Here is a 26,454-nt window from a genome sequence, read left to right on the forward strand (position 1 = left end):
CCTTTGCTTTTATCTAAGTCAGTTCTCTTTAAGTCGATTCTATCTATTTAAAGGCTCGCTAATGCCTGCATAAACCTCTGCTGAACGGATGGCTGCTTATCAAATTTATCAAAGCGATGGTTCATCTCGTTGTCTAAACGTAACAGCCTGTCGTCAAATGAGGGATGGGTTTTGAACATCATACTAATACCCGCATCATCGGGGTTTATCACCTGCAAGCTTTGCAAGACCGCTGGCAAACCATAAGGGTCATAACCCGCCCTCGCCGCGAGTACAACGCCCATGACATCTGACTCAAACTCATCACCTTTATCTAACCCTCGGGTATATATCTCCGTACCCGCAGTGATAAGTTTAACCGATTGTGTGTCTTCCTCTTTCGCTGTTAAGACAACACTGGTGATGTCAGACAGTGCATTCATACCACTGGCCTTTTTTAGCGCATTGAGATGGTGCTTACGCAACACATGGGATATTTCATGCCCCAGCACGCCAGCTAGTTCAGCCTCGTTATTGAGCCTAAGTAACAAGCCTTTGGTGATCACTACATAGCCACCGGGCACTGCAAAGGCGTTGATGCTCATGTCATCGAGTACGGCGAAGGTCCAGGGCAACTCTGGACGCTCCGAATGCATACTCACCCAACGGCCGACACGATTAACATATCCTTGTACCTCTTGGTTTTGTAGCAAGGGCGCCACGCCCAGTAAGTTAGTGGCTATCTGTTGCCCTAGCAGGATCTCCGCTTTTTCATCCACCTCAGTCAAGGCATCAGAAGTATGACCTATGGCTGACAGGCTCTTACCTATATCGATATTATTTATCACTAGACCTTGAGTCGAGCAGCCCGTGCACACAGCAAAGGAGAGCAGAATGGGTAAACAGTAATTAAAACGTTTCATGACTTATCTCCCGCAGCATTTACTGAATCACTTACATACTCTTGCTGCTGCTGTTTCAAACTTTTCTCTTGAGCAAATGACTTGGCATCATCTTGGGAAACATTAAAGGTTTGCATCATCTCAAACGCTCTGGGATTGGGATTGGGGTTTAAAAAACTGTTCTCATCGAGGCCACGAGATGCCGTAGTGACTGTACTGCCGCTACTTCCCGTAGTGATTAAGTTAAATACCTGTTTAGTACCGGAAAACGCGTCTTCTGTCTGCAAGACCTGTCCCGTGTAACGGACGCTAAACATCTTCACCCAACCTGTGAGCGATTCAACCTGCACCTCAAGCCAACTCGATTGCCTAGATATCACATCAAGATTTATCGACTCCTCTAACACTTTGAGTGTAACAGCATCGGAAAAGGGCTTATTTTTCAGTTCAGTATCACGCACGACACTGGCCTTATGTTGACTCATTACAGCGCTACTTATTGTCATTAACAACAGCAGTAACCAAAGTGACTTTACCTTCCTCTTTATCAATACTCGCTTCATTTGACCCTCTCTGTGCCGGACTGAAAAGCTCAACCTCCTGCGCCCGGCCTTTGACTTTATAGGAGCCGAAAGGCGTGAAATCAAAGTGGTCAGCACAAAGGTTCATGGTGTCTCTCGAAATTAAGATTCGAGAAACCCCTTTAGTTAACCCTTCTATTCTGCTGGCTAAATTAACTGTATCGCCAATGGCGGTGTATTCTTTACGCTGATCAGAGCCAATCAAGCCCACGACAGCTGGACCCGAATGGATCCCTATGCCCACATCAAAGTCGGCATCGCGATCACCTGACTCTTGCTTAAGTTCTTTCTTAAAATCTTGCAGTACCTCCGCCATTTCCAACGCCGCACTCACGGCATGTTCGGCATGCTTGGCGTCATCTAATGGCGCTCCCCAAAAAGCCATAATGCAATCACCGATAAACTTATCTAACGAGCCGCCATGCTTAAACACCACTGCAACTTGCAGGGTGAAATAACGGTTCAATAAACTCACTACCTCTTGGGGAGAGCGGTTTTCTGACAAACTAGTAAAACCACGAATATCAGAAAACAGTACCGAGACTTCACGGCTCTCTCCCTCACGGCTCAAGCCCTCGGTGGTGATGAGCTCCTTCACAACCTGAGGATCGACGAAGCGACTGAATAGCCTCACCGCTTTTTTTCTCGACTGTCGCTCAAGAAAATATTCTCGCAGGGCTAATGAAAAGTAATACGACCAAACGAATAACAGAGGAGTCAGCAGGTAGAGCAAGACAAGCTGACTTAAGAAAATGTAACTGGAGAATAAGGCAATCGCTGTGACACCTATGAGCGTTACCCCAACAGAGACGGCATTAAGCCTGACGAGAAAACAGAGGTAAACACAGGCAATCGCACCCACACTTATCAACAGATATCCCCATTGTGGCACTAGCGTCATATAGGTCTGATTTTTTAGGTTCTCTATCGCTGTAGCAAGAATATCTAACCCAGAGTAGAGGCTATCGATAGGCGTCACCCTAATATCATGCAGCGCCGATGCATCAGTTCCTATTATAACGATTTTGCCTGCTAACTCAGTGGGATCTCGCAAGGGGAATTGTCGATTAAAATCATCATAGAGGTCGGCATAAGCGATACGCCGATAAGGATTTTTCGCCCCACGCCACGACAGGGTAATATGATCGAGATCAGGTACTGGATAACCTAAGTCACCGACCACTTTTGCTGGCAGCGAAGGTAATAACCAGCCATGCAAATTATTGATCACATGATATTTGCGGCCAACGCCATCACTGTCATTAAGAAAATTAACCGTGCCTAGTCGCCAGTATTGAGTATCGACCGCTAAAGGCGGCATTAGGGCAGCCCTCGCACTGAGATTAGCTTGCGCTGTTTTTGTAAGCCCGAGTAGTTCCGCAACCTGAGTCAACTCTGGGCCATTACCATCTTGCTCTGGTGGGAGCCTGACTAAGGCAAAAAATATATTATCCTTACCTTCCAAGGCCTGATTAAACATGACATCACTCTGTGGGCGGTAGAGATCTCGCTCAACAAATGAAAGATCAAACACTATAGCCTTGGGCTGCTGCTTGCTGATCCCCTCAATCATCTCTCCATGTACAGATCTAGGCCAAAACCAACTGCCGACCTTATCTTCCATTCGCGCCAAACTGGCATCATCTATATTAACGATAACAATATCTGGATCTGGTAGCCTATTTTGCGCGTGAATTTTAACGAAAAGATCAGACAGCCCAAGCTCCAAAGGCATAAACACCTGCAACCAAAGACTTTCTAAGCAAACTAGTAGTAAGAAAAATAGGCTGAACCCGTTGAGGAAATGGCTAATTTTAATCATCTCACTCGCTTTTACTGAATTAGGTAACCTGGGATCTGCGACTCATCGACATCATCTATTTGGGCACTGTCCATAAACTCGTGCGCATATTTTAGGTAGACTTTTTCACTGACAAAAATGCGAAATAGATCCGGATCGATATGACCATTTAAGCTAAAGCGGCCAAGAATCCTCAACGACTCTGTCAGCGTTTTACCGGTTTTATAAGGCCTATCTTTTGCTGTTAATGCCTCAAAAATATCTGCGATGGCCATCACTCTCGCCTGCACCGACATCTGCTCTTTACACAATCCTCTGGGATAACCTTTGCCATCCATGCGTTCATGGTGACCGCCAGCATATTCAGGAATATCCTGCAGATTTTTTGGCCAAGGTAAGGCTTCGAGCATGCGGATGGTGACAGAGATATGGTTATTGATAATTTTACGTTCTTCCCCCGTTAAGGTACCTGCACGTATCATCAAGTTTTCAACTTCATTCTCAGTCAGTAGTGGCTGTGTTTCTCCTAGGTAGTCGATCCAAGACTCGTTCGCGATCGTCATCACACGCTCTAGATCTTCATCTTGCATGCGTTCACAACCAATATTGGCATGAGCTAAAAAGGCGCGATCACAGTTAAATCTCTCCAGCTCATCTTGCAGAGCTTGAACGAGTTGAGATGACTTTCCAGCTTCAATCACCTGTTTTAAATATCGAATTTCTGCATCTCGACCCAAAATTTCGAAGCGGCTATCGATCAAGTCAATACGGTCAAAAATGGTTTGTAACTTGGTCGCCTTTTCTATGACATGCACGGGCGTGGTGATCTTACCGCAATCATGCAGCATCCCTGCAAGCCAAAGTTCATACCTTTCATTTTCAGACATAGAGAAGTCTTTAAGAGGTCCTTCTTTGCTTGCTTGAACCGCATCGGCCAACATCATGGTGAGCTTTGGTACCTGCTGACAATGCCGCCCCGTGTTGGCAGACTTTTCATCAATACCGATATTGATTAAATTGACCAATGACTCTAAAAGGTTTTCTAACTGTAAAATCAAATCTTGATTGGTGATAGCAATAGCAGCTTGTGAAGAGAGCGCCTCTATAAATAACTGATCAGTCATATCAAAAGCCTGGATCTGCCCATTATTACAATCTACAGAGTTGATCAATTGCAGAACCCCGACCAATTCAGAGTTATGATCTAGCATGGGAACCGCGAGCAATGACTGACAATGATAATCATGCACCTCATCGAAGCGGCGCATACCTGAAAAATTAAAAATGGGCGTGTCGTAAACATGCTCAATATTGACGGACTCTTTACGGTTTGCTGCGAAGGCGACTACGGCGTCCAAGTTAGGCTCACCATTATCGAAGGAAAGAGGGATAGCTCGCATTTTATCTGACTTATCTTTACTGCCGCCGTAATGAAGACTCAGAGAGCTATTGATCAAAATATCGAATTCGAGACACGTTTTATCGGCGCTAACACGATAAAACGTACCGCCATCGGCATTAGTGATGTTTTTTGCCGTTTGTAAAATTCTCTCCAGCAAGAGTTTTACATTTTTGATGTCATTGAGCGCAATACTTAACGTCGTAAGATGCTGTAACCGCTCTGCAATTTGTGTATTACTGAGTTCAGACATATTGAAGCCATATTTACTAATAAATTCTAAAAGTTAAACTCGTGTTTTCAACGTTATTCCCCTCCTTACTTGATATAGTCGTGATCCCAGACACAGTCAAACTTACACTGGGTTCAACGGCAATAAATATAGCGAAAGAATGAAACATAATATGACTGGAAAATTGAAGAGAATGATACGAAAAATATTGAGTAAAACGAAAGAAATCGACTAATCATAGCTCCATAACATAGCTCCATAAAAAAGCCCTTAGTATTAATTAAGGGCATTTAGGCTAAGCCGTATTAGAGGCTATCTCTCTAGCCTAGGAATGTCTTCAACACATTAATAAATGCCTATGCAGAAATTCAGGTGATTAACTCAGTTCAAATGCCGACTGGCTTTGATTCTTGGCAGTCATTAATTGCAACTTTAGCTCTTCATTCGACTTGTTTAACAAGGCAATGTCTGCTGCCATATCATCAATTTTAGACTGTAAACTGAGTTGCTTATTAATGGCAGTTTTTCTGTCATTATTGGCTTTATCTTCTCTATCTTGAGAGTCGGCCAATTTAGCCTTTAGCGTCGAAATCATGGTCATCAAACGCTGAACATCATCGGCTTTGGCGAAACGTTGATCGCTACCACCTTGTAAATCGGCTTCGCTGTCTTTCTCCAGCATCTCATCCGCTTTATGTTTTAAAACGAAGTAAGCTATTCGTCCAGCAAAGAAGAGGCAAGTGAGGAACAACACCAAGATGTACTGGTTACTTTCCATAGCAAGCATTGCTGCATCAGAACGAGTGAAAAAATCACCGTTTGTCATGATAAACGTGGTAAAGATTTGACTGTGCCAGAGGCACCAAATGATAAGGTAGGTCAATAGAAAACGCGGGGCTAAGCGTTCGCTTTCATTAAAATCCATGATTGACTTTAAAACTTTAGTAAACATAAAAATTCCTTTTTCCAGATAGTGCCATTATTCATCCCCCCTTTCAAGAAAGCTGTAACAATGGTTTGAAAAATAATTACTTATGCCATTTAGAGTAAATATCAGAACATTCAACTCAAACACAGTGAATGGCTGCCATTATAGAAACTCTGCAGTCAATTGAAGAAAAAAATCCATCCATCGAACTTCGATGAATGGATTTTTTATTTCGCACGATTAACCAATACTGACACTCTGCTTACTTGAATCGGGGATTATTCATTGCTCAGCAGAAACATCTCGTTAATTAAATTGGCCATGCACTTTGTCAACGCCAGAGATACTACCGATTGAGTGACATACAGCACATGATTCACTGCCTGAGGCAGCTTCTTGGGAGCTTGCACCAAACACCGCACCGCCGTTAATGATCATGTGATTAATCATGCTCTTCTCTTCAGCAGTTATGCTCACAGCAACTTGCGGAAACTCACCATTATCATATCCCAGCCCATTACTGCTTAAGTCACGAGTCAACAAGGTGCTGCCGTCAGCATCGGTCACTATGTTGCCGTCACTGCCTATTAAGCCTGGTCCCACACTGAGGTGACAAGAAGTACACACTATCGCTATTGGGCTGGTGTATACCGCACCGTCGCGGACTAAGTTATTACCATCGCTCAGTGACGTAGTTGGCGCTCTCGTTATCGATGCACGTGAGTTTTGTGCCAGTGGAAGATCTATCTGCGCATCATCATGACATTGAGCACAATCGCTGATGGGTGCCGAGTAGAACTCATTACGGCCCACCATAACAAAGGCATTCTCAGCATCGACAAATCTGTGGTTAGAATGGATCTTATGTACTTCAAATTTCAAGTCACTCGAACCACCATCTCTTGGTGAATCAGCTGGCGAACGAGTGAAACGGTTCGCGTTATGACACGCCTTACACTGCGTAGGATCATCAGAGCGACGACTGTCATGCTGAATAACCTGCTCATGACATGAATCACACTTATCAAAATTTGCAGCTAACTTAAGTTCAAAATCTGGGTTATAGCTTAAGGTCGCAGCATCGAAGAAGTTATTCATCACAGTCGAAGGTGCTGAGATCTTCTCCTGAGCATTATTCTCTTCGCAACTTACCCTTTCATTGCTGCTATTAACACACACACCGGATGAGATAAATGTCGTTAAGATATCGCCACTGATCAATGGCTCTGCGTTATTGATATTAATATCAAGAGCGGTATCCCAATGACAGATGATGTCACCAACAGATGCGCCGTTACGACAATTAGGGTTCTTATCTAATTCAAATGAGTTGGGGGTATTTTTGGCCACATGAGTTTCAAACCCAACACCATTGTCCCAATTCAGCAGCAAACGTACGCTATTTTTAAACTGCAGGTAGGGATCTGTTAGCGCTATCCCCTTACCGTCTTGTGTCACAAGAACATGCACGTCATAGGCGGTGCTGCTGGTCGCGACGAGTTGAGTCACCTCAAATTTAACACCGTAATCTATGCCTGCCGACTTCTTACCTAACGCCGCTACGGTATGCATATTCTCTACTGAATTACCGAAGCCGTCACCATGACAAGAGAGACAGGTATCATCTGCGGCCGGAAACATTATATGCTCGATGCTATTTGGCTTAGCCGCCATCATGGCATCATTAAATGCAATATTGTCATGACATGATGAGCAAGTCGCTACGCTTGGAATAGACTTCCAATTACCGCCTTCAGGGGTAATTGTGCCACTAAGGTTGGGATTAAGGGCTAGATCAGCCTCATCGGCATGACAACTCGTGCAGTTACGTATGTCTTGAGGATAGTTAATACCATCTATAGTGCCCTTGTTATTGAGTACCCATATCCCATCATTTTCGGCGAAAACCTTTTCCTTCTGACCATCGCGTAAGAACAGGCTGTATTTATTACCCTCATGCGCCAAAGTCGGCAGATCAATCCCTTGATGCAGTTTATGCACCATGATCTTAAAATCTAAACTCTCTCCACTGATAGGATCGAATGCATCAGGATTATGGCAGGTCACACAGTTGTCAGTATCGACGCGATTACCGCCATGAAAAGCCAGCTCGGTATGGCAGTTATTACAACTTTCCACTGCGACTATCTGACGAAAATGACTCACTTCACCACCAGCTGGTACCCAGTCAAAGCTAGTATTGGCCACGGGGTAGTTAGATGACTTTCTAATTTCTAGCCCCAACCTATGCGTTAATGACTCATCCCAAACAATAGGAGCGCCAGAGATAGGATCGACACTATTGAGCAAGTCAGCCTCGAAGGTGTACTGATAACTGCCATCTAAGTTGTCCACCAGCGTGCCGCCTTTCTCGCTCGTTGGCAGGCTGACATTGGCAACATCTGGGTATTGGTCCTGAGAAATATCCGTAGCTTTACGCAGATAACTACTCCAATCGGCCCCACTTGTCTGCGCATCAGGCACTAATTTCGCGACGGTCGTTCTCACATCTAAGATCCCCACTAAAGGGTTGCCAAGTTGATCTTCAGCATTAAATGTCACGCTAAGCTTGCTATCAACAAAGGCGGCTTCTGATACAGCCACTGTCAGTACAGAAGCCGATATCACTGTGTCATCTCCCGTTCCTGGAGTGCCATCTTCACCGGGCTTGCCATCCTTACCGTCACTACAGCCAACTAGCGCCATGGCTGTGACAAGGGAGGCAAATAATTTACTCTTGTTTAACTTCATGATCATCATCTTGAGCCTACTGTTATTATTTTTTCAGTTCCGTTATTGCATCGACTCAAAATAATAACCAATTGAAATTATTGACCTATAAATGAGTTCAAATGCAACACATGGGCAATATTTTCAAAGAAACTGACATTAATTTACAGATGACTGAAGTTCACAAAAAGCGTAATCCTGATAACTATATTTATCTTTACTTTACCAAGCACTTAATTAATAAGGCCTATTTTAAGAATGTTTGATATTGATGATTTAATAAAACTTCAATAAAATCACAAAATTGCCAACTGGCGCACGATTTTAATAAGGAGTAGAGAGTAGAACGTAGAGAGATATGATGAAATTGAAACAGGCCACAAGCTGAAGCTAGAGCCTAAAAAAGGGCTAAGCCATGTCAGCTTAACCCTTTGTGCTATTCCCATATCTTAGAGAGCGTATAACGATTGGTATTATATTAATCGATTTAAGCTCTACTTACCCCAAGGGTTATTAGGGTCTTGAGAAGGTGCTGGTCTATTGGCGTTAGCACCCTTATTTTGTGCATAACCGTCTTGAGTTCTAGGCTTATCTTTAGCATAACGAGGTTTGCCTTGGTCCTTATTACGCTTCATCTCCTCATAATCGGCGGTGGCCTTGACTCGCATCTCATCAACCAATTCGACGGTTAACTCTTCAGGCTTACGCGGCACGATACCATCGGCAAAACCACGCTCACGAGGCTTAAGCTCGAATTGTGCAGAATCTCCCTTAGGCATACGCTTGAAGCGATAAAGATAAAAGCTTTCTACTCGCTCTCGAGCCCACTCAGTCTTTTTCAAAAACTTCAGGCATGCGGCCATATTGGGGTTACTGTTGAAGCACTCTAAACGCAGCGAGGCGTAAAGAATTTTCCAATCGTAAAACGCCACCAACTCGGTGACCATAGTTTCTAAGCCTAAGCCGTGTAATGGGTTGTTCTGCTGCTGTTCAATCATGGGATATTCAACTCGTGTAAACGCATATATGTTCTATGGGCTAATAATAACAAGAAATGCTATCAAACACCCATAACAGGATGGCTTTCTTTTCATTAATACCTTGCCTACAATTTTGAATCATTAGCGGTATTCGTTGTGAAATGAGTCTGCATACAAGATCAACCTATGGCATTGCCCCCTATAAATGAAGCTACAGCCCTAATATTACTAGGGGCATATTTAGATAAAATAGTCTCAATCACACCGCGGTCTTGAAGGTGTTTCAGGGCCAAATTTAGCGCTTCGATACTCACAGGAGCATGGGTGGATAATAACCAAACATGCAGCTTATTCGATTATATAGACCGGACTAATATAGCAAAGCACTATATTGCCCTGTATCATGCCTGCCAGAATTTTGATTATGAAGACCGACAAGATGAGCAATGCCAACAAACCAGTCACCAACGCGCTGTTAAAACAGGCCCATAACAACATGCCTATGGGTGTGGCCGATAGTTACCGTTACTGGGGTGAAGAAAACACCGTATTTGTTAAGAGCAGCTTGGGCTGCACCATTACCGATGCAGACGATCAAGAGTTTATTGATTTCCGTCTCGCTTACGGACCTATCATCTTGGGCTATCGTGATAGCCGGGTCGATCAAGAAGTGGTTACAGCAATCACCGAACGTGGCACCATTTCAGGCTTTTCCACCGATCTAGACTCTCAAGTGGTCGAATTAATTAAGCAGATGTGCCCGAACATTGAGAAGATGCGTTTCGCTAATTCAGGCACAGAAGCCGTAATTGGTGCGGTTCGCACCGCCCGTGGCTTTACCGGTCGCAACAAGATTGTAGTTGTAGAAGGCGGTTTTCATGGTCTATACGATGAAATGATGTGGAAATCAGATGTCGATAATTGGAACAGCGAAACTGAAGCGGCGCCAAAAATTGCCGCTTTTGGTGGCGGTATTCCTGAAGCAAGTCGAGAGCATCTGGAAACAGTCCCCCTCAATGACTTCGCTGCCATTGATGAAGTCTTTGCACGTGTTGGAAATGATATCGCTGCCATAGTGATAGAGCCGATTCTAGGCAACTGCGGCAGCATCGCATCATCACAAGAGTACATGCAGAAATTGCGTGATATCTGTGATGCCAATGGCACACTTTTGATCATGGATGAAGTTAAAACAGGCTTCCGCGTGGCTAAAGGTGGCGCACAAGAGCTCTATGGTATTCACGCCGATCTAACTACCTATGCAAAAGCTATGGGCAACGGTTACCCTGTCGCTGCCTTCGGTGGCCGCAAAGACGTTATGGACATGATCAGCTTCGGCAAGAATGGTGTCACCCATGGCGGCACGTATACCGCCAACATGATCGCCCTTAGCGCGGCCAAAGCGACACTGACAATTTTGAATGAAACTGATGCCTACGATAGCATCAACAAAGCTGGCGCCGATATTCAACAGGTGTTATCACGGGTATTTACCAAGCACGGTATCGAACATAAGTTCGCTGGCCCTGATGCCATGTTCGGCATTCACTTTGGTAATAAAGTCCCGCACAACTATCGTGACTGGAAGAAGACAGATAGCGAGCTGTATACCGAGTTTGCCCATAACTTGATTGCAAGTGGCATCATGCTGGAGCCAGACTCCCGCGAGCCTTGGTTTATCTGTGAATCTCACAAGAACATAGACCTTGCCAAGCTAGAACTGATTGCCGATGCCGCCATGGCAAAAGCTATCGCCGAACGCAAGTAAGAGAACTCATAGAAACGGCCAATGAACCCTAGCGAGTCTTACTATCAATATGTCAGCCTGTAAATAAGTAGCGGACTAATTAGCACTGATACCAATTGGTATTAAAGGCTTCGGAAATTTTCCGAAGCCTTTTTTTTCCATACAAACCTTCTCTAATCCTCGTACCAATCTTCATACCATTCCTCATACCAATCTGTATCAGGCCTAGCCAAATAGCGAGCTTGTAGAGTTCACCTATACTTAGCGGCGCTAAGCGAAAGCTGGGTTAAAGCCGTGAAAATTCAAAAAAAGAATTAGGATTTATTAAAGACTGGAAAATATATGGCAGTGATCTATCTGTTAGTGGTGACTTCAATATGCTATTCGTCGTCACATTTGATAATGCCTCAGATCTGGAGCCAAATCAGAAGAAATATGCCGCCTTTATGAAAAAGTGGAGTGATGAGGATGAAAAGCAGTCCAACCAAATTTCGGCTAAATATCCAGAGGTCAGAACCCTGACCGGAGAGTACAGAATGCGCGAAATCATCTTAAAGTAAGCGAACACTGGTATAGGCCTGATGCCCTAGGAGATAGCATCAGGCACTCTAGCTCGCAATGCGCTTGGTATCACTATTAGCCAAAAAGCCATCAGTCAGATAAAAGTTGTTAAATAGCGGCTCAAAGTCTTCCGAAACCGTTGTGTCTATAGCTAAACTCGCTAGCACATTCTGTTGCCATGATTGTGCCTTAGGTAAACCGCAGAGAAAATCATAGTCAGTGTACTTTTTTACTAACGCAGCGCGATGTAACAATGGCACCCAGGCAATATCAACATTACTTAGCTCATCAGATTTAAAGAATTGTGTCTTACCGGAAAGCTGAGCTTCAACCTTAGCGAAAGCTGTAATCAAGTTTTCTGAACGCTTGATAAAGGTTTCTCTGTCTTTGCTTCTCATGGTGCCACATTGAACCAGATAGTGTTTAGACCCTAGATAGCTCCAGGCTCTATCTTTAGCGCGTTGTTCATTGCTCACCCCTTTCTCCAAAGGACCATACTCATCTTCGATATACTCAATGATGGCATCAGACTCAAACAAGGCTGTCCCCGATTGCGTTACCATCACTGGCACCTGACCGTTTGGGGCTAAGTCTAAAAACCATTCAGGCTTATCTTTGAGGTTTATATATTCAACCTCGAAAGGGATCTTCTTGGCGACTAACACAGCTGTAACGCGCTGAACAAAAGGACAAATTTTAAAGCTAATTAGTTTGATCATCTTCTCATCTCTCATCTTTTACTTTCAAAATAAAATGGTCTCTATATTGAGTAAGACGAGAGTAATTCGAAAAGGATGGAAATATTTACAATATAATAATTACAAACGTTTCGTAGCGTTCACATAACAGGTATCTTTGCTGCGCATATTAAGAAAGAATACTCAAATGCCGGAACAAAAATTAAAACCTCTGCAATTCATTAAATCACTTTCAATCGTAAAATCTCTGCCAATTTTGTAAAATTGACTGAAGCGGAAGACTGCCTTCAACCATGATGGGAGATGGTGTAATGCCAATCATGGGTATTAGAGCACCTGCAGAAAATAGCTCATTGATGGCTTTTCTCTATTCACGCTTACATTTCCTTACACATAAGTACTAATGGATATTATATATTCAGCCCCAAGTTAAATTGTTAGAGAAATGTAAACGTGAAATCTAAAATACTTATAGCAGCTTTGCTTACCTTACCAGTGCAAGTTATTGCCAAAGACAATACTACTCAGCCCCCAAAGACTCATACTCTTTTTTATGCTGCGGCAATTTCGGATGTTGAATTATCGTCCAGCAATAAAGTTAGCGACTATGATGAAGGTATGGCCCATGAACTTGGCTACAGATACCAGGTAAATCAATATCTTGCAGCAGAGAGTCGCTTTATAAAATCATCATCTATTGGTGCCAAACAAGTTATGAGCCTAGGGCTTATTGATGGTTCATTAAGCTACTCAGTACTCGTAGCGTCTGGACAAGCTAGAATATCATTAACGAATAATAGCTATTTATATGGAAATCTAGGCATTACTAGCTATCAATGGGAATATGAGAAAAATGGCCCTTGGACACCTAAAGATGAAATGAAAAGTCTAGAAGATTCAGGTATTGGTAGCTATCTATCAGTAGGAGCAAAATACCAATGGTCACGAGTCGAATTAGCTATTGAAAACCAGTGGTTAAAAATGGGTGATGTTAATGCCAGTAATATTACGGTTTCTGTTGGCTATCGTTTCTAATAAACACCTCACTGCCTAACCTAAGTAAACAGATATTCAACATGTTAGGATTTAATAAGTGGGATCATCATTAGATCCCACTTGCTGTATTGGCTTAATTACAGAACCTGAATAACCTGTTCCATGGCTAGGCGCGATTTAGGTAATTTGGCATTATAGTCTTCCTCACTATGATGATAGCCAATAGCCAGTGCGACCTCACAGACGTAACCATCAAGCTCATCGCTAAACATTTCAGTAATTAGCGAACTATCAACACCTTCCATCGTGGTCGAGTCTATGCCTAAACGCGCTAACGTATGCAAGGTGTTGCCCAGCGCTAGATAAGTTTGTGACTTAGTCCAAGTCGCATTGTTACCTTTGTCGTCGGTGTTTAATTCAACAAACGCAAAACCGCCAAACGCTTGCTCTCTCTCTTCTTGCTTAGTGCGGCCATCTTCAATGCCCTTATCGACAACCTTAGCGTAATCTTCGCGGGTATAAGCTGGGTTATGAGCAAACAAAATAACATGTGATGCTGATTTAATATGCGGCTGATTAAACTGAAAATTATTGGCAAATGTCTCATGCATACGCTGTTTAGCTTCATCGCTCTCAATCACGATAAACTTCCAAGGCTGTGAGTTAATAGAAGAAGCAGATAAACGCATTGCTTCATAAATCACTGCAAGATCATCAGCTGAGACCCGCTTAGAGGCGTCATATTTTTTCGCTGTGTAACGGTTTTCTAAATCAGCAATAATTGGGTTTGTCATAATTGTCTCTACATTCTTTGGGGCTGCCATTGACTGGCTAACCGAGGTAATTGGGTCTTTTACATTGATGGTGAGGATATTAAGCTTACTTCCGCACAATTTACACCGGGCAAGCCTTGAATCATTATCAAATATTTTTTGTTAATGCTTCTAACATTGACATTTTTTGTCAGTTCTAGATGATGGAATGGTTTTTACAGCAACTCCCCATCCAAGGAAGAATATAAAAAAATGAAAAAATCCTTAATCGCTATCGCATTAGCCAGCACATTTTTAGCTGGCTGTGGCACCTCAGATATCAATAATAAACAAGACGAAACTCAAGTCAGCGCGGCGACTAGCACCAAAGCAGAACTCGGTAGTTTCGGTGTTGATTTAGCAGCCCGTAACGAAGCTGTTAAACCCGGTGATGACTTCTTTATGTATGCCAGTGGTACTTGGTATGATAACTACATCATGCCAGCCGATAAGACTCGTTATGGTGCATTTACTGGCCTGGCTGAGCGCAGTGAAAAGCAAGTCAAAGAGATCATCGATGATATTGCTAGCCGTAGTGATCTGAACGCCGAAGAGCAACTGATAGCCGATTTCTATCAGTCTTACATGGATACTGAGACTATCAACAAGCTGGGGATCACTCCAATCCAGCCTATCTTAAATCAAATCGCTGCAATCAAGTCTACCGACGATTTAACTAAGGTCTTTGGTCATGCTTGGCTTACTGGCGCGACATCACCCATTTCTGGTGGCATGTGGTTTAACCGTCTTGACCCAAACCAATATGAGATGTCTATCGGCGCTAGCGGTTTAGGTTTACCGGATCGCTCTTACTACCTAGAAGACAGCGATCGCTTCATTAACATCCGTAGCGCCTATGTTGAACATATCGCCGCAATGCTCACTTTTGCAGGTGTTAAAGACACAAAAGCCAAGGCCGAAGCTATTTTAGTCCTGGAAACCAAGATTGCCCAAGGCCAGTGGCCTAGAGAGAAACGCCGTAATCGAGATCTAACCTTAAACCAGGTCAAACGTACTGATATAGCTAAACAGTACCCAGGTTTTAACTGGGATCTTTTCTTCAATGAAACCGGCTACCAGGTGCCTCAACTCAATATCACTCAGCCTGAGCCGATTAAAGCCATGATTGAGCTAGTGAATCAAGAGTCACTCAATGTATGGCAGGATTATCTTACCTTCCATACCATCAGCAATAACTCAGAGCTCTTATCTGAAGATATCAATGCCGAAAACTTTGCTTTCTATGGCAAAACTCTAAAGGGACAGGAAGAGCCTCGTCCACGCTGGAAACGTGCAGTCGCAGAGATGTCGGGCACTCAGTCACTTGGTTTTGCCATCGGCAAGGTCTATGTGGCGCGCTACTTCCCAGAATCATCCAAAGCGCAGATGGCTGAGTTAGTAGAAAACTTACGTACCGCCTTAGGTCAGCGTATCGATGGTCTAGATTGGATGGGCGATGAGACTAAGGTCAATGCTCACGCTAAGCTTGCCGCATTTACCCCAAAAATTGGTTATCCTGATGTATGGCAGGAATTTGATGGCCTGACAATGACCAAAACAGACTTAGTCAGTAATGTTCATGATCTGCGCCAATTCTTTAAGGCGGAAAGTGTCGCTAAAGAGCTTAAGAAAACCGACCGTAATCGCTGGGGCATGACGCCGCAGCGCGTTAATGCTTACTACAACAGCTCATTTAATGAGATTGTGTTCCCAGCAGCTATCTTACAACCGCCATTCTTCGATCCAAACGCCGACCCAGCCGTCAATTATGGTGGTATTGGTGCAGTGATCGGCCATGAGATGGGCCACGGCTTCGATGACCAAGGCTCAAAGTCAGATGCCAATGGTATACAACGCAACTGGTGGACAGACGCTGACCGTAAAGCCTTTGATGCCAAGGCCGATCAACTTGCTGCCCAGTACAGTAAGTACGAACCCATCCCAGATAACTTCGTCAATGGCCGTAACAGCTTGGGTGAGAACATAGGTGATGTGGGCGGTTTGTCCATGGCTTACCATGCTTATAAACTCAGCCTCAACGGCAAAGAAGCCCCTGTGATCGACGGGGTTACCGGTGATCAACGTTTCTTCCTTGCCTGGGCTCAGGTATGGAAAGAGAAACGTACCGAGCAGAGCATGCTCAACCAACTTCGTGGTGGTACCCATGCACCGGGACGTTACCGTGCTCAAGCACCGCGTAACCATGATGCTTGGTACAAGGCATTTGATGTGAAGCCTGGTGATGAGCTTTACCTGGCTGAAGACGAGCGTGTTCGGATCTGGTAATGGTTCGAGGTTCGAGGTTCGAGGTTCGAGCAATAGCTTGAAGACATAAGTCATAAGCGGTTAGCAATAACACTTAAGTAAAAATGCCAGTCATCTGACTGGCATTTTTGTGTTTATCACAAACTAAAAATTAGTGCTTTTTCTGTACGCCATTACGGACCATCTCTTTGCCCGTCTCGAAGACTTCCTGAGTGATCCAACGTGCATGAAGCAGCTTATTATTGTCATCGAATACCGCGACAAAATGGCGTCCATCGGCGTTATTGGTCGCCATACCGACACCAGCCACACCTTCCAGTCCTAAACCACCATTTTCTACAGACAACAAAAAACGCTCTAATTCGGCTAAGTTATCGATAACATCAAGTTCATTATTCATCTACATATACTCTTTTATCTATATCTGACTGCACTCTGTATATGACAGCTTACCGTGCAGCCTAGGTTTCAATATGCGGCGTACTTTACAGATCATAGTAAAAAATTGGAACACTGCCTAAACCCGTTCATTACAGAAACACGCATTTTAAAAACCACTGTTAGCTGATCGGCCTATAAAACCGACACTTTAACAATGCCTAGTATTGAATAGCCACGAAGAAGTTACTGTCGACTTAAGCTACGCCATATTTTATAAAATAATCTCTTCACCATTTTTAACTAGATGCACATTTTCAAAATGCTCTACAAATTTATCACCGTTAAGAGTGTGCACAGGTACTAAACGTTTAGCTGCTATGTTGTTTGAAAAATTAATTAAATGCTCCAAATATGCATGACCACTGGTATGCATATATTGCCATGACTGCCGATATTGCTCAGTCATTTCAGCAAATTTAGCTTGCTTACTCTGGTAGCCTAACCACATGGAATAGATAAATTTCGGCTTAACTTCTTGCCCAACGAACGCATCTAAGTAAGGAGTCATCGCATAAGGAGACACCCTAAATACGTAGTTTGTACCTTGCAACTTGCTAAGATTCACATGCCGATGACTATATTTCAGAAAGTCATTACCATACTTTTCTTTAATAACGGCTAACTGAGATTTAGGAAATATGACTCTGAGGTGATCACCGTCATGAGGAGGCAGCCCAGGAGCATGTTTCTTCAATGCTTCGAGTAAATACAGCTGGTACAGATCGATAACCAGCTTTTTTCCTGTCCGCTTGGTGGCGTTATAGAGGCTTACTATCCTATCTATATTACTCCCAGAGGCCACGACAAACGCTGGTCTGCCTTGCTCACTAAAGGCTTCTGTCATGGCTGTTTCAACTGAAGCTTCAGTGGGAAACTCTTGCGGATGACCACCATCGAGGGTCGTGCCCTCGATGAGCATAAGATCAGGCTGCTTGATATGGGAGTAGATATAATCACTGACCTTAGTTTTTCGTCCATGACCACGAAAATCTCCCGTATAGAACACCTGCTTGCCTTCGACTTCGATTAATAAACTGCAGGCACCAAAGGCTGAGTGATCCATCAAAAAAGCTTTTACTGTAAATGGGCCGATCTGAAACGGCTTACCTGGTGAAAACTGCTGACATAGCTCCAGTGAATTAAACCGTAATGGCTCAGGATAAAATAAATTACCGATAGTCATCATAGAGTAACTGCTATCAGACAGGTATATGTTAGCGCCTTTAGGGAGTGTAGCGAGTAGGCCATAATGATCTGGATGTGCGTGAGATAAAAGATAAGCTAAAGGAGGATTAGCATCTTGTTGTTGAATATCCAGCAAAATACCATTCGCAATTGTTGGATTTGCAACGACTTCAGCAGCGAGAGATGTACCACAGCTATCCATCAGTGGAGCACCGTAATCCAATACGATACTATCCTCACCATGACGAATCTTAATGCAACTACCACCTATGGTATCTGCGCCGCGTAGTATTGTGACGGAAGTTTGTGCCATTAACACATCTCTTTGCTGAATAACTGACGATCTGTTTTATCTGTCATCACCTGCAAAACCACTTTATTTTCTCTTAACTTTTCTTCGTGACGAGACCAGCTATTACGCACATCAGCTTCGGAGTTATGGTAAAGCAGTAACCTAGGCTCATGATCGATGACCAAAGGATACACTTCTTTAGCAACGTCTCTAATGATGGGAGCTACTGATTTTCCTGCTAACTCAGTTATCTTTACCAATACCTGACAAGCGACAACATAGGCATGCTTTAACTCTTGTGGGCGGTTTTTACCCGTTAAAAACTCTCGATAATTTGCTAACTGTTCTATGACTTCCGGGGTTTCACTGTTTGTTCTGCAGCGGCTATCCGTCGTAAGCTTAGCCTCCCAAAATACTAACCGTACTTCCTCTCCATGTTGCTCCAAAGCGACTAAGTCTATACGGTACCCATCCCCAGGCAATCCCATCTCCATATCGATCACATTACTATTTTCAGCAGCCACTTGCTCTACAAATGTCTTTTCATCGCCTTTATGTTGTTTAGATCGCTCAATCCATAGGTCTAATGTTTCACCGCCAAGGTAGCGCTCAGTCTCCTCTGGTCTCTCAGGATTTGTAAGTGTACGGTTTTCTGCCGTTAACCTTAGGTACTTCTGTGTTCTGGCTCCCTCAAAAACGTATTTTATATGCTGTTCACAATACAATTGTTTCTTCTGATTGAAGCCCACTTTGGCTATCGCCTGCCCCTTATGGTAAAAATTTAAGTAATTTTCACGTACAGCCAGACGAAGTCCATTAGAGGACAACTCTTCACCTGTAGGATTTAGTCGTAGCAGTAATTCCTGCCACCATAGGGGGGATTGCTCAGCAAGTTGTTGAAAAGAGAATTTTCGTGTGAATTGTTGTGCCATGGCTATTTCTCACCTAATTTATTTAGCTGTATAACGTTGAAATTCGGAATTTCGGCTCTCTGGTTATTACCAGGATTAGAAATAAACTTATTTTTAAACTTACTAAAGCGAGCCAAAGGTCGATGGACATGACCGCATAACAGGAATTTAGCTTTTAGCTCTCCAAACTCGATTGCAGTTCGAATATTCGCACAGCCCCAATTATTCCCCTCTTGCCTAGCGACTTTTAATTTTGATGGCGGCACATGATGAAGTAACACATCACAATCTCTAAAAAGATAAAATTCTGGACTGTCATATGGGATACATCCAAATTTGTGCCCAAAAATGTCGACAATGTCATTATCAACACTGACTCGTTGGCTCTTTAAAGTTGTGAGCCAATGGGCAGATGCTTGAATATCATCTTGAAGTGGTAATAGATCATGGTTACCTGAACAGATAAACGTAGGCAGTGGTAGGGTTGATGTCCACTGCCTAATCCACTCTACTTGTTCATCACTGCTAAATGATTGCTGCCAAGATCCATCGAGTAGATCACCGCTAATACACAGTAAATCGTAATGACGGGCCTGCTCCCTAACCCACTCAAATTGAGCTCGGTTAAAGTGAAGATCTGAGACATGCAATAACTTCATTGAATCTGACTCTTTCAACTTTTCATACCTTTACCATGTTAAATATCCTATATATTCAAACCAAGTCCCGAGAAGTTAAGCGTCAAGAGGTAAAAGTTTTATTTTTGCTATCCAGATCGGAAATCTGGCGATATTTATCACTAGGTAATGACTGGCACACAGGAGATTAGATGGTGGTAGTTAGGGATGGGGATAGGAGATAGCAATGTAAGCTCACATTGTAGTAGCCAAGTTTGCTAAAGAGAGCTCTTGTACATAAGCACTCTCTTTAGCAAACAGCGAGAAAGCAATGAAAACTGAAAGTAACAGGCCTATAAAAATGCTAAATGATTAACCACCAATAGCATTTAGATCATTGGAACTAGGAGCCGTTAAGACATGAACTAGGTAAACATAACTAAGTTAAAACATATTATTGAGCGCGATACCTACGCCTACACGCGTTTGGCTGTGATTATAATCAATCAAACTATCGCCATAGCCGTTAAAGAAAGTAACATAGCCTTTTAGCTTGCCATAAAGCGGTGTGGTGAGATTAACTTGTACCGCGCCATTACTGGTGGAAAAATTCTGGCGTAATTTGACGCTCAGCTCATAATCACCAAAATCATAGCCCATACCGTATTCAGCATTCCCCATGTAATCAGCAATATCCGGGTTGTCATCGCCACCGGGATCTAAAGGATCCGTTTTAGTATCCTCGGGCAAACGATACCAAGGCCTGACAAACCAGACCCAATTTTCTTTCTCAAAAATGAGTTCAGCGAATACTCGGTTCCATGAACGGGAAAGCGGTACTGAGCGGCCATTAGATTGATGCTCGATGCCAAACATAAAGCCAGTGTTGCTCTCATAGGGGTGCCAATCTAATGGCATCACATAGAACAGCTCTGGATTGTAATTAGTTTCTCTAAAAGGGCTGGAAATGTCATCGGCATAAACCTGCCACCAAGCTTCGATAGTAAATGCGCCATAAATTCGATCGCCTTCCACAAATAAAGAGTTATAGGTAAGCGGGAACTTAAGGCTCAATTGAAATTTGGATTCAATGTTTTTTAGGCCGTCATCAAAGGCAGGATCATCGATATACACATCAGGATTAATCTCATTACTGGTATAAATCGGTAAAATATAATTCATTTTGTGGGGCGTTAGCACAAACTCAGACTGTTCACTTTGGCGCTCTTGAATAATCCGCTTAGTCAGGGCCCCTGCTTTAGTTTCTTTACCGAACATGGTCACAGTATTATCGCGATCTATCGATACTTCAGCCTCGCAAATTCCACGGATCTCACCGAGCGTCATTTCATCGGTACCAATTTCGACTTGGTGGCTAATACACTCGCTCATCGGAGAAGCTTGCACTTGGCTCATGGCCCCAAACACTAACGATGCGATGCCTAGAGACTTATGATTTAAACGTAGCAAAATAAATTCCATATCATTGTTGATGACGACTGTGAATTAATACCTATTGGTATAATTCCCTGCAAGCCATAATAAGCGGTGATGACTGCACGTCACTCTATCCTAGAGAGGCATTAAAAGACCATATCACCTTAGTATGCATAATAAATTAAGTTGTAACACATGCCAATGATTTAACTAAGCTCTAACCTCCAACCTCCAACCTCCAACCCCAAACCTCTAGCCAGATGCCTTAACCTCATGTTGCGCAGGAATTAATTTCATATTTATATAGGACATGAGAAAACAGAAATCACTTTTATCAAAATGTAAAAGTGGCTGAATGAAAGGGATAAAAAAGGAGAGGAAAACCTCTCCGAAGGGGAGTTGATGGTCAATCGTTACAGGGCTTGCTAAAGGCAAGAGTCAATACTTATGCGGACGACATATAGAACCCGAATGACAAATCTATATGTCGTCCGCTTAACTCTCACCTTCTCAACATTGACAGCCCTCACTTCGAGGAATTTTGTCTATGTAACCCATTAAATAGAACAGATGAAAATAGCGGCTTTACAACGGTGGCGGAAGAAGCTCTAACTCACTGCTGCTTAAGGCGCCTTTTATCTCAATGGCAACCTTATAGACTTGTACAGTTCCATCAGGTGCTCCCTCACTCCAATCTAATCCTGGAGCCTCAAAGGTATAGCTGCCTTTGGTTTCAGTTTCTGTCAGCAAGCCTTCACACGTATCTGCTTCACTATCACAAACGTATGACTTACTTAGGTGCCATCGCTTCCATGCCTTTGCATTTGCTGATTTCTCATCGGGGTCAGGAAAACCAAAGTAGACCACGCGATAATCTTTAGCATTAGTGATAGCCATTTGTTCGGCATCGCTAAGGTTAAAACTCAAGGCACCACTGGCACCATCAAAACTCGCGAGTTGTAGTCCTATGCTTGCAGCTTTATCAACGTCAATCGTTGTCACTACTGGTGGCGGTACGATTGGATCCACTGGGTCTACAATATCGTTATCATTATCATCACTACCACAGGCTGTGACCATTAGTGCCCCAGTTAAGAGTACACCGAATAATTTATAATTCATGACGCGCTCCTTTAGTTGAAGTGGCCAGTATGACAAGTGGTACATTCCATATCAGCTTTAACACTAGCAGCTGAGCCCATAGTTTCACTCACACCATGACAGCTCTGACACGCCTGCGCTTCAGCCGAAGGCTTAGCCTCAGGTAGAAGACTAAGATCTTCACCACCATGGGCACGATTTAACAGCTCTACAAGATGGAAGGCAATGGATGCAGACAGACGCTTACAACGCTCACCCTTTTCGGAGAACATTTTACCCGATGCCTTTGACCAGTTACTGATCGAAGAGTGACACAGAATACTGTTCGCTACAGATGAGGTGACAACTTCATCTGTAGTCTTTTCTGCGGTGGAACCTATGCCTGCAACAAATGCATCTGAAGAGAGTGGAAGCTCAGTATTCTCGTAATATCTAAACGCAGCACCGATAACGGCTGAATTTTGACCATTGATATCATCAAGAATATTCACCAACATACCGGTTGCATTTACATTGCCACAAACAGTACCTTGACCTACGATCCCAGCCCAACCATATCCAGCCAATGCCGTAGGAATAGTCGCAAAGTTGGCGGCATCGACACTATCTGATGCGGCTAACATAGCAATAATAGAGTGGAATACCTGATGCATACAACCACCACCAGTTTCATAAGCGAGTTTAGCCGTTGCCATTGCATCGAGTGGAACATACTTAAGCTTATCGCCTAATTCTAACTTATAGTTTCCATCTGCATCTGTTGCCGCGAATGCCGAAGTTCCCATAAGCGTTGCACCTGCCGCCGCAGTACTGATACCTATGATCTTGGTTAATGCTTGTCGTCTGTTAATCGTCATAATCATTCCCTACTTAATAAGCGTTATTGTTATCTGGCTAACTGTAAAGTGGCTCGGGCAGCATTAATTTTGCCGCCGTTTGACTTGAGTTAAGTTTGCGGGGATAGGTTTATAAATAGTGTGATCTTCGGCAGGTGAATATTCGGATTAAGCAAAGGAGACTTTTGAATCAGGTAAGTGTGTCAGTGATGTAATTTACAGATTGAATATACTCACAAGTATCGATTTTACTGCATTAAAACATTCACAGATCACCTTATTTGTAAAATTCATGTTAATTCAATAATTGTGAAGATAAAGTTCAAACCTAATTCATATCTTCAACAGTGTGATTTTGTTCTCAAAAACGTTATCTAATCGCCACTTACAGCCATTTTTATTAACAAGTTAATAGGAGGTAGAAAGGATCACAGAAATCATTAGATTTATTGAATATGATACAAAAGTTACCTATATGAGGAAGCTAGATTGATGCAATTAGGCAGTTGTCAGTTTGATATTCAGCGAGCGCAACTAAAAAACCTAGAAAATGGCAATATTTGGCAGCTCCCTCGGGCGGAGTTACAGGTATTAAAGCTGCTTATAGCTAGCCGTAATAGGGTTGTAGCTAAACACAAATTAGGGGCTGCCGACGAAAATCACCCACCTTTGAGTGACTCTTCAGTAACCCGCGCTGTGTTTATGTTACGTTCCTTCTTAGGACCCGAACATGAACAGTTGATTGAAACAGTAAAGAGTAAGGGATATCGACTAAGGGGCGAAGCGATACATAAACAATCACCACATATAGCCAAGCTAAAGCCTTGGCTCATTTCAGCCTTGATAATAGCCATACTTCTCATCGCCATCGGACTGATTAGCCAGTTTTCAAAGAGTGGCTCGAGTACAAAACCCTATAATGTCACCCCGCTAACCCTCTTATCTGGCCAACAGATAAACTTGATTAGCTATTCAAAATCTAAAACCAATACAGAGTCATTAATGAGTGTTATCAATCAATTTTCTGCCGGGTTCAGAGGCTGCTACTCGGCGCCATGGCAAGATATTTATCTGTCTTTATCCCATGACGAACAGGTATTTAATATCACCATGAGAGGAGAGAAATTAGGCCAGTCGGTTGTCAGGAACCTTAAATTATCTGACTTTAGACAAGAGAAACAATTTATCTCTGAAGCTTGGTTAGATAAGGTAGCACTCTGTGAATAGAAAATTACTTTGGGGCATCAACGCCATAGTCTTGATCGCGCTGCTGATCAGTGTCTCCATCAGCTATCGATATCTTAATCCAAGCGAGACCTTGATGTTAAATTGTAGCTCAGAGCTATTCGATAGACATAAAGGAGATAGCGATAAGGGACGTCATTACCTACTCGTCGATGTGATCGCTAAGGGTAAGCAGGCACAGTTTAATTATCGATACTTCAACTTAGATGGCAGCCCCGCCGGAAATATCAGCATGAAAGGCAGCTTGTTAAATTTCGATAGTGATGCCCACAAGTACGCTTTTTCAGTGAAGACCAAAGAGGAATCACAGGATGACGAGCAAGGTCGACCAGAACATATGCAATACCTCTCCTATGTCAGTTCATTTAACCTGGATAATAAAGGCATGCATAACCTGACGATAGAAACATTAGATCTCGATGAACAGAAAGACTACGCGATCGTACTATTTCAACCGAGCAATACGGTCTGCGGTTGCCGCTTAGTGCACTAGCTAGGCGCTTTAACCTTGATCTGGGCTTAGCTAAAAATTATAGCGGACAACAATAGATAGGAAAAATAAAATAAACCTGTACAAAATATAATTATCCGGTATTATTCGCCTCGCTCTGTTGTTTAGAGTTATTAAAGACATTAAGTAAAAAGTTAAATCTAAGAATTTCTACGTTACAGTTGTGATCCTCAGTTTTCCCTTATCTTCATCGTCGCATTAAATAATTCGATTTTTGAGCACATCGCATACTGCGGTAATTTTATGAATTTAACTATAAGGGACACATCATGTCTAATTCAACAACTGGTCTAGTAAAATGGTTTAACGAAGAGAAAGGTTTTGGTTTCATTACTCAAGACAATGGCGGCGCTGACGTATTTGTTCACTTCCGTGCAATCGCTTCTGACGGTTTCAAGACTTTGGCTGAAGGCCAGAAAGTATCTTTCGAAGTAGAGCAAGGTCAAAAAGGCCTTCAAGCAGCTAACGTAGTTGCTATCTAACTTTGTAAGTTGACGTAAATGGTTTTATGACCATTTACGTCATATTTTATTCTCAACTTATTGATTTATACCGGTTCTACGAAAATATTAACATTTCAATCATCTGCTTTATGTACATGTCGTTACGTTTCTCACTTTCTTCGTTATATCATTATAAATAAACACTAAAAAATTAAGCCTGCTGTTAATACCCTCTTATCACCTTGATCATAAAATACGCCGACTAATGTCTAGCTCATCAGATCAAAACGATTTTGGGATCAACCAAGCAAACCAATCTCAAAGGTAATCAATGAAAGTAAATTTCAATATTTTTAAAAATAACACTTCTTGGAATGCATTAATCCACCAGTTAAACGGTGATGTATTACTGCGTCATATCTTCATGAAAGGCAACATAGATAGCAGAGATATTGAGCTATCCTATTGTGATGAAACTTGCCAGGGTAAGATCATTAATAGTGAAAATCAGCTGATCGGTAACTTCTCAATCTCCTGCTAGCAGCATAATCCTACTTTTGCTTTTCTACTTCCCGCTGCACAAGAATAAAAGTCAGGTACATTTTGGTGGGTAAAGACAATGCCATACCGAAGGCCACACAAACAGCGCTAATGATGATCCCGGTGACACCCATCTCTTCCATCATTTCGCTAAAGTTATGCAAGTAAATACCGAGGGAGATTAAACAAATACCAACACAAATACTGCACTTTAAAATTAAGACCAGCTTGTCATCTGTCACTATTCCCCCTCAATGCTCAGCATCATTTTAGACTAATACAAG

General features: G+C 42.8%; 25 protein-coding genes. 8 read left to right on the top strand and 17 right to left on the bottom strand.

All coding sequences use genetic code 11. The features are described 5' to 3' along the window. Window positions 1–47 precede the first annotated feature (47 nt). The 7 genes from FM038_RS19675 to FM038_RS19705 all read right to left on the bottom strand — a co-directional run bounded on the left by FM038_RS19675 (window position 48) and on the right by FM038_RS19705 (window position 9,550). Window positions 48–902, bottom strand: coding sequence for a M48 family metalloprotease (locus tag FM038_RS19675; protein ID WP_142871571.1), 855 nt, complete (start codon window positions 900–902; stop codon window positions 48–50). Further along, window positions 899–1,366 carry a hypothetical protein gene (locus FM038_RS19680; RefSeq protein WP_223292916.1) on the bottom strand — a complete coding sequence of 156 codons (468 nt, stop codon included), beginning with the start codon at window positions 1,364–1,366 and terminating at the stop codon, window positions 899–901. The genes FM038_RS19675 and FM038_RS19680 overlap by 4 nt, the downstream gene beginning before the upstream one ends. 7 nt (window positions 1,367–1,373) lie before the next feature. Then, the gene (locus FM038_RS19685) at window positions 1,374–3,284 is read right to left on the bottom strand and encodes an adenylate/guanylate cyclase domain-containing protein (protein ID WP_142871569.1); all 1,911 of its coding nucleotides are present in this window, start codon (window positions 3,282–3,284) and stop codon (window positions 1,374–1,376) included. 11 nt (window positions 3,285–3,295) lie between these two features. Continuing rightward, entirely contained in the window at window positions 3,296–4,915 is a 1,620-nt protein-coding gene (locus tag FM038_RS19690) for an HD family phosphohydrolase (protein ID WP_142871568.1), read from the bottom strand. 355 nt (window positions 4,916–5,270) lie between these two features. After that, complete coding sequence (locus tag FM038_RS19695) at window positions 5,271–5,846, bottom strand: hypothetical protein (protein WP_142871567.1); 576 nt, start codon at window positions 5,844–5,846, stop codon at window positions 5,271–5,273. Window positions 5,847–6,128: 282 nt separating this feature from the next. Next, window positions 6,129–8,573, bottom strand: a complete 2,445-nt coding sequence (locus FM038_RS19700) for an OmcA/MtrC family decaheme c-type cytochrome (protein ID WP_185965726.1) — start codon at window positions 8,571–8,573, stop codon at window positions 6,129–6,131. A gap of 473 nt (window positions 8,574–9,046) precedes the next feature. Further along, window positions 9,047–9,550 (bottom strand): VF530 family protein, encoded by a 504-nt coding sequence (locus FM038_RS19705; RefSeq protein WP_142871565.1) that lies wholly within the window; start codon window positions 9,548–9,550, stop codon window positions 9,047–9,049. A 406-nt stretch (window positions 9,551–9,956) separates the two neighbouring features. On the opposite strand from FM038_RS19705, the gene FM038_RS19710 reads away from it, so the two are divergent. Together FM038_RS19710 and FM038_RS19715 are read left to right on the top strand one after the other, a co-directional pair. Next, window positions 9,957–11,300, top strand: coding sequence for an aspartate aminotransferase family protein (locus FM038_RS19710; RefSeq protein WP_223292917.1), 1,344 nt, complete (start codon window positions 9,957–9,959; stop codon window positions 11,298–11,300). A gap of 356 nt (window positions 11,301–11,656) precedes the next feature. Continuing rightward, a complete protein-coding gene (locus FM038_RS19715; RefSeq protein WP_142871564.1) occupies window positions 11,657–11,839 on the top strand; it encodes a hypothetical protein in 183 nt (60 codons plus the stop codon). Window positions 11,840–11,887: 48 nt separating this feature from the next. On the opposite strand, the gene FM038_RS19720 is transcribed toward FM038_RS19715, so the two are convergent. After that, window positions 11,888–12,559, bottom strand: a complete 672-nt coding sequence (locus FM038_RS19720) for a glutathione S-transferase family protein (protein WP_142871563.1) — start codon at window positions 12,557–12,559, stop codon at window positions 11,888–11,890. 432 nt (window positions 12,560–12,991) lie between these two features. On the opposite strand from FM038_RS19720, the gene FM038_RS19725 reads away from it, so the two are divergent. After that, complete coding sequence (locus tag FM038_RS19725; RefSeq protein ID WP_142871562.1) at window positions 12,992–13,573, top strand: outer membrane beta-barrel protein; 582 nt, start codon at window positions 12,992–12,994, stop codon at window positions 13,571–13,573. Window positions 13,574–13,671: 98 nt separating this feature from the next. Here FM038_RS19725 and FM038_RS19730 read toward each other — a convergent pair whose 3' ends face one another. Further along, window positions 13,672–14,328 (bottom strand): nitroreductase family protein, encoded by a 657-nt coding sequence (locus FM038_RS19730; protein ID WP_142871561.1) that lies wholly within the window; start codon window positions 14,326–14,328, stop codon window positions 13,672–13,674. 231 nt (window positions 14,329–14,559) lie between these two features. On the opposite strand from FM038_RS19730, the gene FM038_RS19735 reads away from it, so the two are divergent. After that, window positions 14,560–16,632 carry a M13 family metallopeptidase gene (locus FM038_RS19735; RefSeq protein WP_142871560.1) on the top strand — a complete coding sequence of 691 codons (2,073 nt, stop codon included), beginning with the start codon at window positions 14,560–14,562 and terminating at the stop codon, window positions 16,630–16,632. Window positions 16,633–16,762: 130 nt separating this feature from the next. On the opposite strand, the gene FM038_RS19740 is transcribed toward FM038_RS19735, so the two are convergent. The 7 genes from FM038_RS19740 to FM038_RS19770 form a co-directional block, all read right to left on the bottom strand. Next, a complete protein-coding gene (locus FM038_RS19740; RefSeq protein ID WP_142871559.1) occupies window positions 16,763–17,011 on the bottom strand; it encodes a hypothetical protein in 249 nt (82 codons plus the stop codon). Window positions 17,012–17,263: 252 nt separating this feature from the next. Further along, a complete protein-coding gene (locus tag FM038_RS19745) occupies window positions 17,264–18,550 on the bottom strand; it encodes an MBL fold metallo-hydrolase (protein WP_142871558.1) in 1,287 nt (428 codons plus the stop codon). Then, window positions 18,550–19,461, bottom strand: a complete 912-nt coding sequence (locus FM038_RS19750) for a hypothetical protein (protein WP_142871557.1) — start codon at window positions 19,459–19,461, stop codon at window positions 18,550–18,552. Before FM038_RS19750 ends, FM038_RS19745 begins: the two co-directional genes overlap by 1 nt. Before the next feature lie 2 nt (window positions 19,462–19,463). Further along, window positions 19,464–20,099 carry a metallophosphoesterase family protein gene (locus FM038_RS19755; RefSeq protein ID WP_223292918.1) on the bottom strand — a complete coding sequence of 212 codons (636 nt, stop codon included), beginning with the start codon at window positions 20,097–20,099 and terminating at the stop codon, window positions 19,464–19,466. A 402-nt stretch (window positions 20,100–20,501) separates the two neighbouring features. Continuing rightward, window positions 20,502–21,527, bottom strand: a complete 1,026-nt coding sequence (locus FM038_RS19760) for a phospholipase A (RefSeq protein ID WP_223292919.1) — start codon at window positions 21,525–21,527, stop codon at window positions 20,502–20,504. A 552-nt stretch (window positions 21,528–22,079) separates the two neighbouring features. Next, a complete protein-coding gene (locus FM038_RS19765) occupies window positions 22,080–22,616 on the bottom strand; it encodes a hypothetical protein (RefSeq protein ID WP_142871554.1) in 537 nt (178 codons plus the stop codon). Window positions 22,617–22,627: 11 nt separating this feature from the next. After that, window positions 22,628–23,452: a cytochrome c3 family protein gene (locus FM038_RS19770; RefSeq protein ID WP_185965725.1), complete on the bottom strand. Its 825-nt coding sequence runs from the start codon at window positions 23,450–23,452 to the stop codon at window positions 22,628–22,630. A gap of 471 nt (window positions 23,453–23,923) precedes the next feature. Here FM038_RS19770 and FM038_RS19775 point away from each other — a divergent pair, with 471 nt between their 5' ends. The 4 genes from FM038_RS19775 to FM038_RS19790 all read left to right on the top strand — a co-directional run bounded on the left by FM038_RS19775 (window position 23,924) and on the right by FM038_RS19790 (window position 26,171). Further along, window positions 23,924–24,658, top strand: coding sequence for a winged helix-turn-helix domain-containing protein (locus FM038_RS19775; protein ID WP_142871553.1), 735 nt, complete (start codon window positions 23,924–23,926; stop codon window positions 24,656–24,658). Then, window positions 24,651–25,169 carry a hypothetical protein gene (locus tag FM038_RS19780; RefSeq protein WP_142871552.1) on the top strand — a complete coding sequence of 173 codons (519 nt, stop codon included), beginning with the start codon at window positions 24,651–24,653 and terminating at the stop codon, window positions 25,167–25,169. Before FM038_RS19775 ends, FM038_RS19780 begins: the two co-directional genes overlap by 8 nt. Before the next feature lie 287 nt (window positions 25,170–25,456). Further along, window positions 25,457–25,669 (top strand): transcription antiterminator/RNA stability regulator CspE, encoded by a 213-nt coding sequence (gene cspE, locus FM038_RS19785; RefSeq protein ID WP_142871551.1) that lies wholly within the window; start codon window positions 25,457–25,459, stop codon window positions 25,667–25,669. Between the two features lie 292 nt (window positions 25,670–25,961). Next, window positions 25,962–26,171, top strand: coding sequence for a hypothetical protein (locus FM038_RS19790; protein WP_142871550.1), 210 nt, complete (start codon window positions 25,962–25,964; stop codon window positions 26,169–26,171). A 10-nt stretch (window positions 26,172–26,181) separates the two neighbouring features. Here FM038_RS19790 and FM038_RS19795 read toward each other — a convergent pair whose 3' ends face one another. Beyond that, window positions 26,182–26,412, bottom strand: coding sequence for a hypothetical protein (locus FM038_RS19795; protein WP_142871549.1), 231 nt, complete (start codon window positions 26,410–26,412; stop codon window positions 26,182–26,184). Between the last annotated feature and the right edge of the window lie 42 nt (window positions 26,413–26,454).

The sequence above is a fragment of the Shewanella eurypsychrophilus genome, from assembly GCF_007004545.3.
GTDB lineage: Bacteria > Pseudomonadota > Gammaproteobacteria > Enterobacterales > Shewanellaceae > Shewanella > Shewanella eurypsychrophilus.

Coding starts and splice junctions, on each gene's coding strand:
- FM038_RS19695 (WP_142871567.1), bottom strand. CDS start 5,846: ATGTTTACTAAAGTTTTAAAGTCAATCATGGATTTTAATGAAAGCGAA.
- FM038_RS19720 (WP_142871563.1), bottom strand. CDS start 12,559: ATGATCAAACTAATTAGCTTTAAAATTTGTCCTTTTGTTCAGCGCGTT.
- FM038_RS19715 (WP_142871564.1), top strand. CDS start 11,657: ATGCTATTCGTCGTCACATTTGATAATGCCTCAGATCTGGAGCCAAAT.
- FM038_RS19710 (WP_223292917.1), top strand. CDS start 9,957: ATGAAGACCGACAAGATGAGCAATGCCAACAAACCAGTCACCAACGCG.
- FM038_RS19730 (WP_142871561.1), bottom strand. CDS start 14,328: ATGACAAACCCAATTATTGCTGATTTAGAAAACCGTTACACAGCGAAA.
- FM038_RS19745 (WP_142871558.1), bottom strand. CDS start 18,550: ATGGCACAAACTTCCGTCACAATACTACGCGGCGCAGATACCATAGGT.
- FM038_RS19705 (WP_142871565.1), bottom strand. CDS start 9,550: ATGATTGAACAGCAGCAGAACAACCCATTACACGGCTTAGGCTTAGAA.
- FM038_RS19775 (WP_142871553.1), top strand. CDS start 23,924: ATGCAATTAGGCAGTTGTCAGTTTGATATTCAGCGAGCGCAACTAAAA.
- FM038_RS19700 (WP_185965726.1), bottom strand. CDS start 8,573: ATGAAGTTAAACAAGAGTAAATTATTTGCCTCCCTTGTCACAGCCATG.
- FM038_RS19690 (WP_142871568.1), bottom strand. CDS start 4,915: ATGTCTGAACTCAGTAATACACAAATTGCAGAGCGGTTACAGCATCTT.
- FM038_RS19770 (WP_185965725.1), bottom strand. CDS start 23,452: ATGACGATTAACAGACGACAAGCATTAACCAAGATCATAGGTATCAGT.
- FM038_RS19790 (WP_142871550.1), top strand. CDS start 25,962: ATGAAAGTAAATTTCAATATTTTTAAAAATAACACTTCTTGGAATGCA.
- FM038_RS19685 (WP_142871569.1), bottom strand. CDS start 3,284: ATGATTAAAATTAGCCATTTCCTCAACGGGTTCAGCCTATTTTTCTTA.
- FM038_RS19735 (WP_142871560.1), top strand. CDS start 14,560: ATGAAAAAATCCTTAATCGCTATCGCATTAGCCAGCACATTTTTAGCT.
- FM038_RS19765 (WP_142871554.1), bottom strand. CDS start 22,616: ATGAATTATAAATTATTCGGTGTACTCTTAACTGGGGCACTAATGGTC.
- FM038_RS19740 (WP_142871559.1), bottom strand. CDS start 17,011: ATGAATAATGAACTTGATGTTATCGATAACTTAGCCGAATTAGAGCGT.
- cspE (WP_142871551.1), top strand. CDS start 25,457: ATGTCTAATTCAACAACTGGTCTAGTAAAATGGTTTAACGAAGAGAAA.
- FM038_RS19755 (WP_223292918.1), bottom strand. CDS start 20,099: ATGAAGTTATTGCATGTCTCAGATCTTCACTTTAACCGAGCTCAATTT.
- FM038_RS19675 (WP_142871571.1), bottom strand. CDS start 902: ATGAAACGTTTTAATTACTGTTTACCCATTCTGCTCTCCTTTGCTGTG.
- FM038_RS19680 (WP_223292916.1), bottom strand. CDS start 1,366: ATGAGTCAACATAAGGCCAGTGTCGTGCGTGATACTGAACTGAAAAAT.
- FM038_RS19750 (WP_142871557.1), bottom strand. CDS start 19,461: ATGGCACAACAATTCACACGAAAATTCTCTTTTCAACAACTTGCTGAG.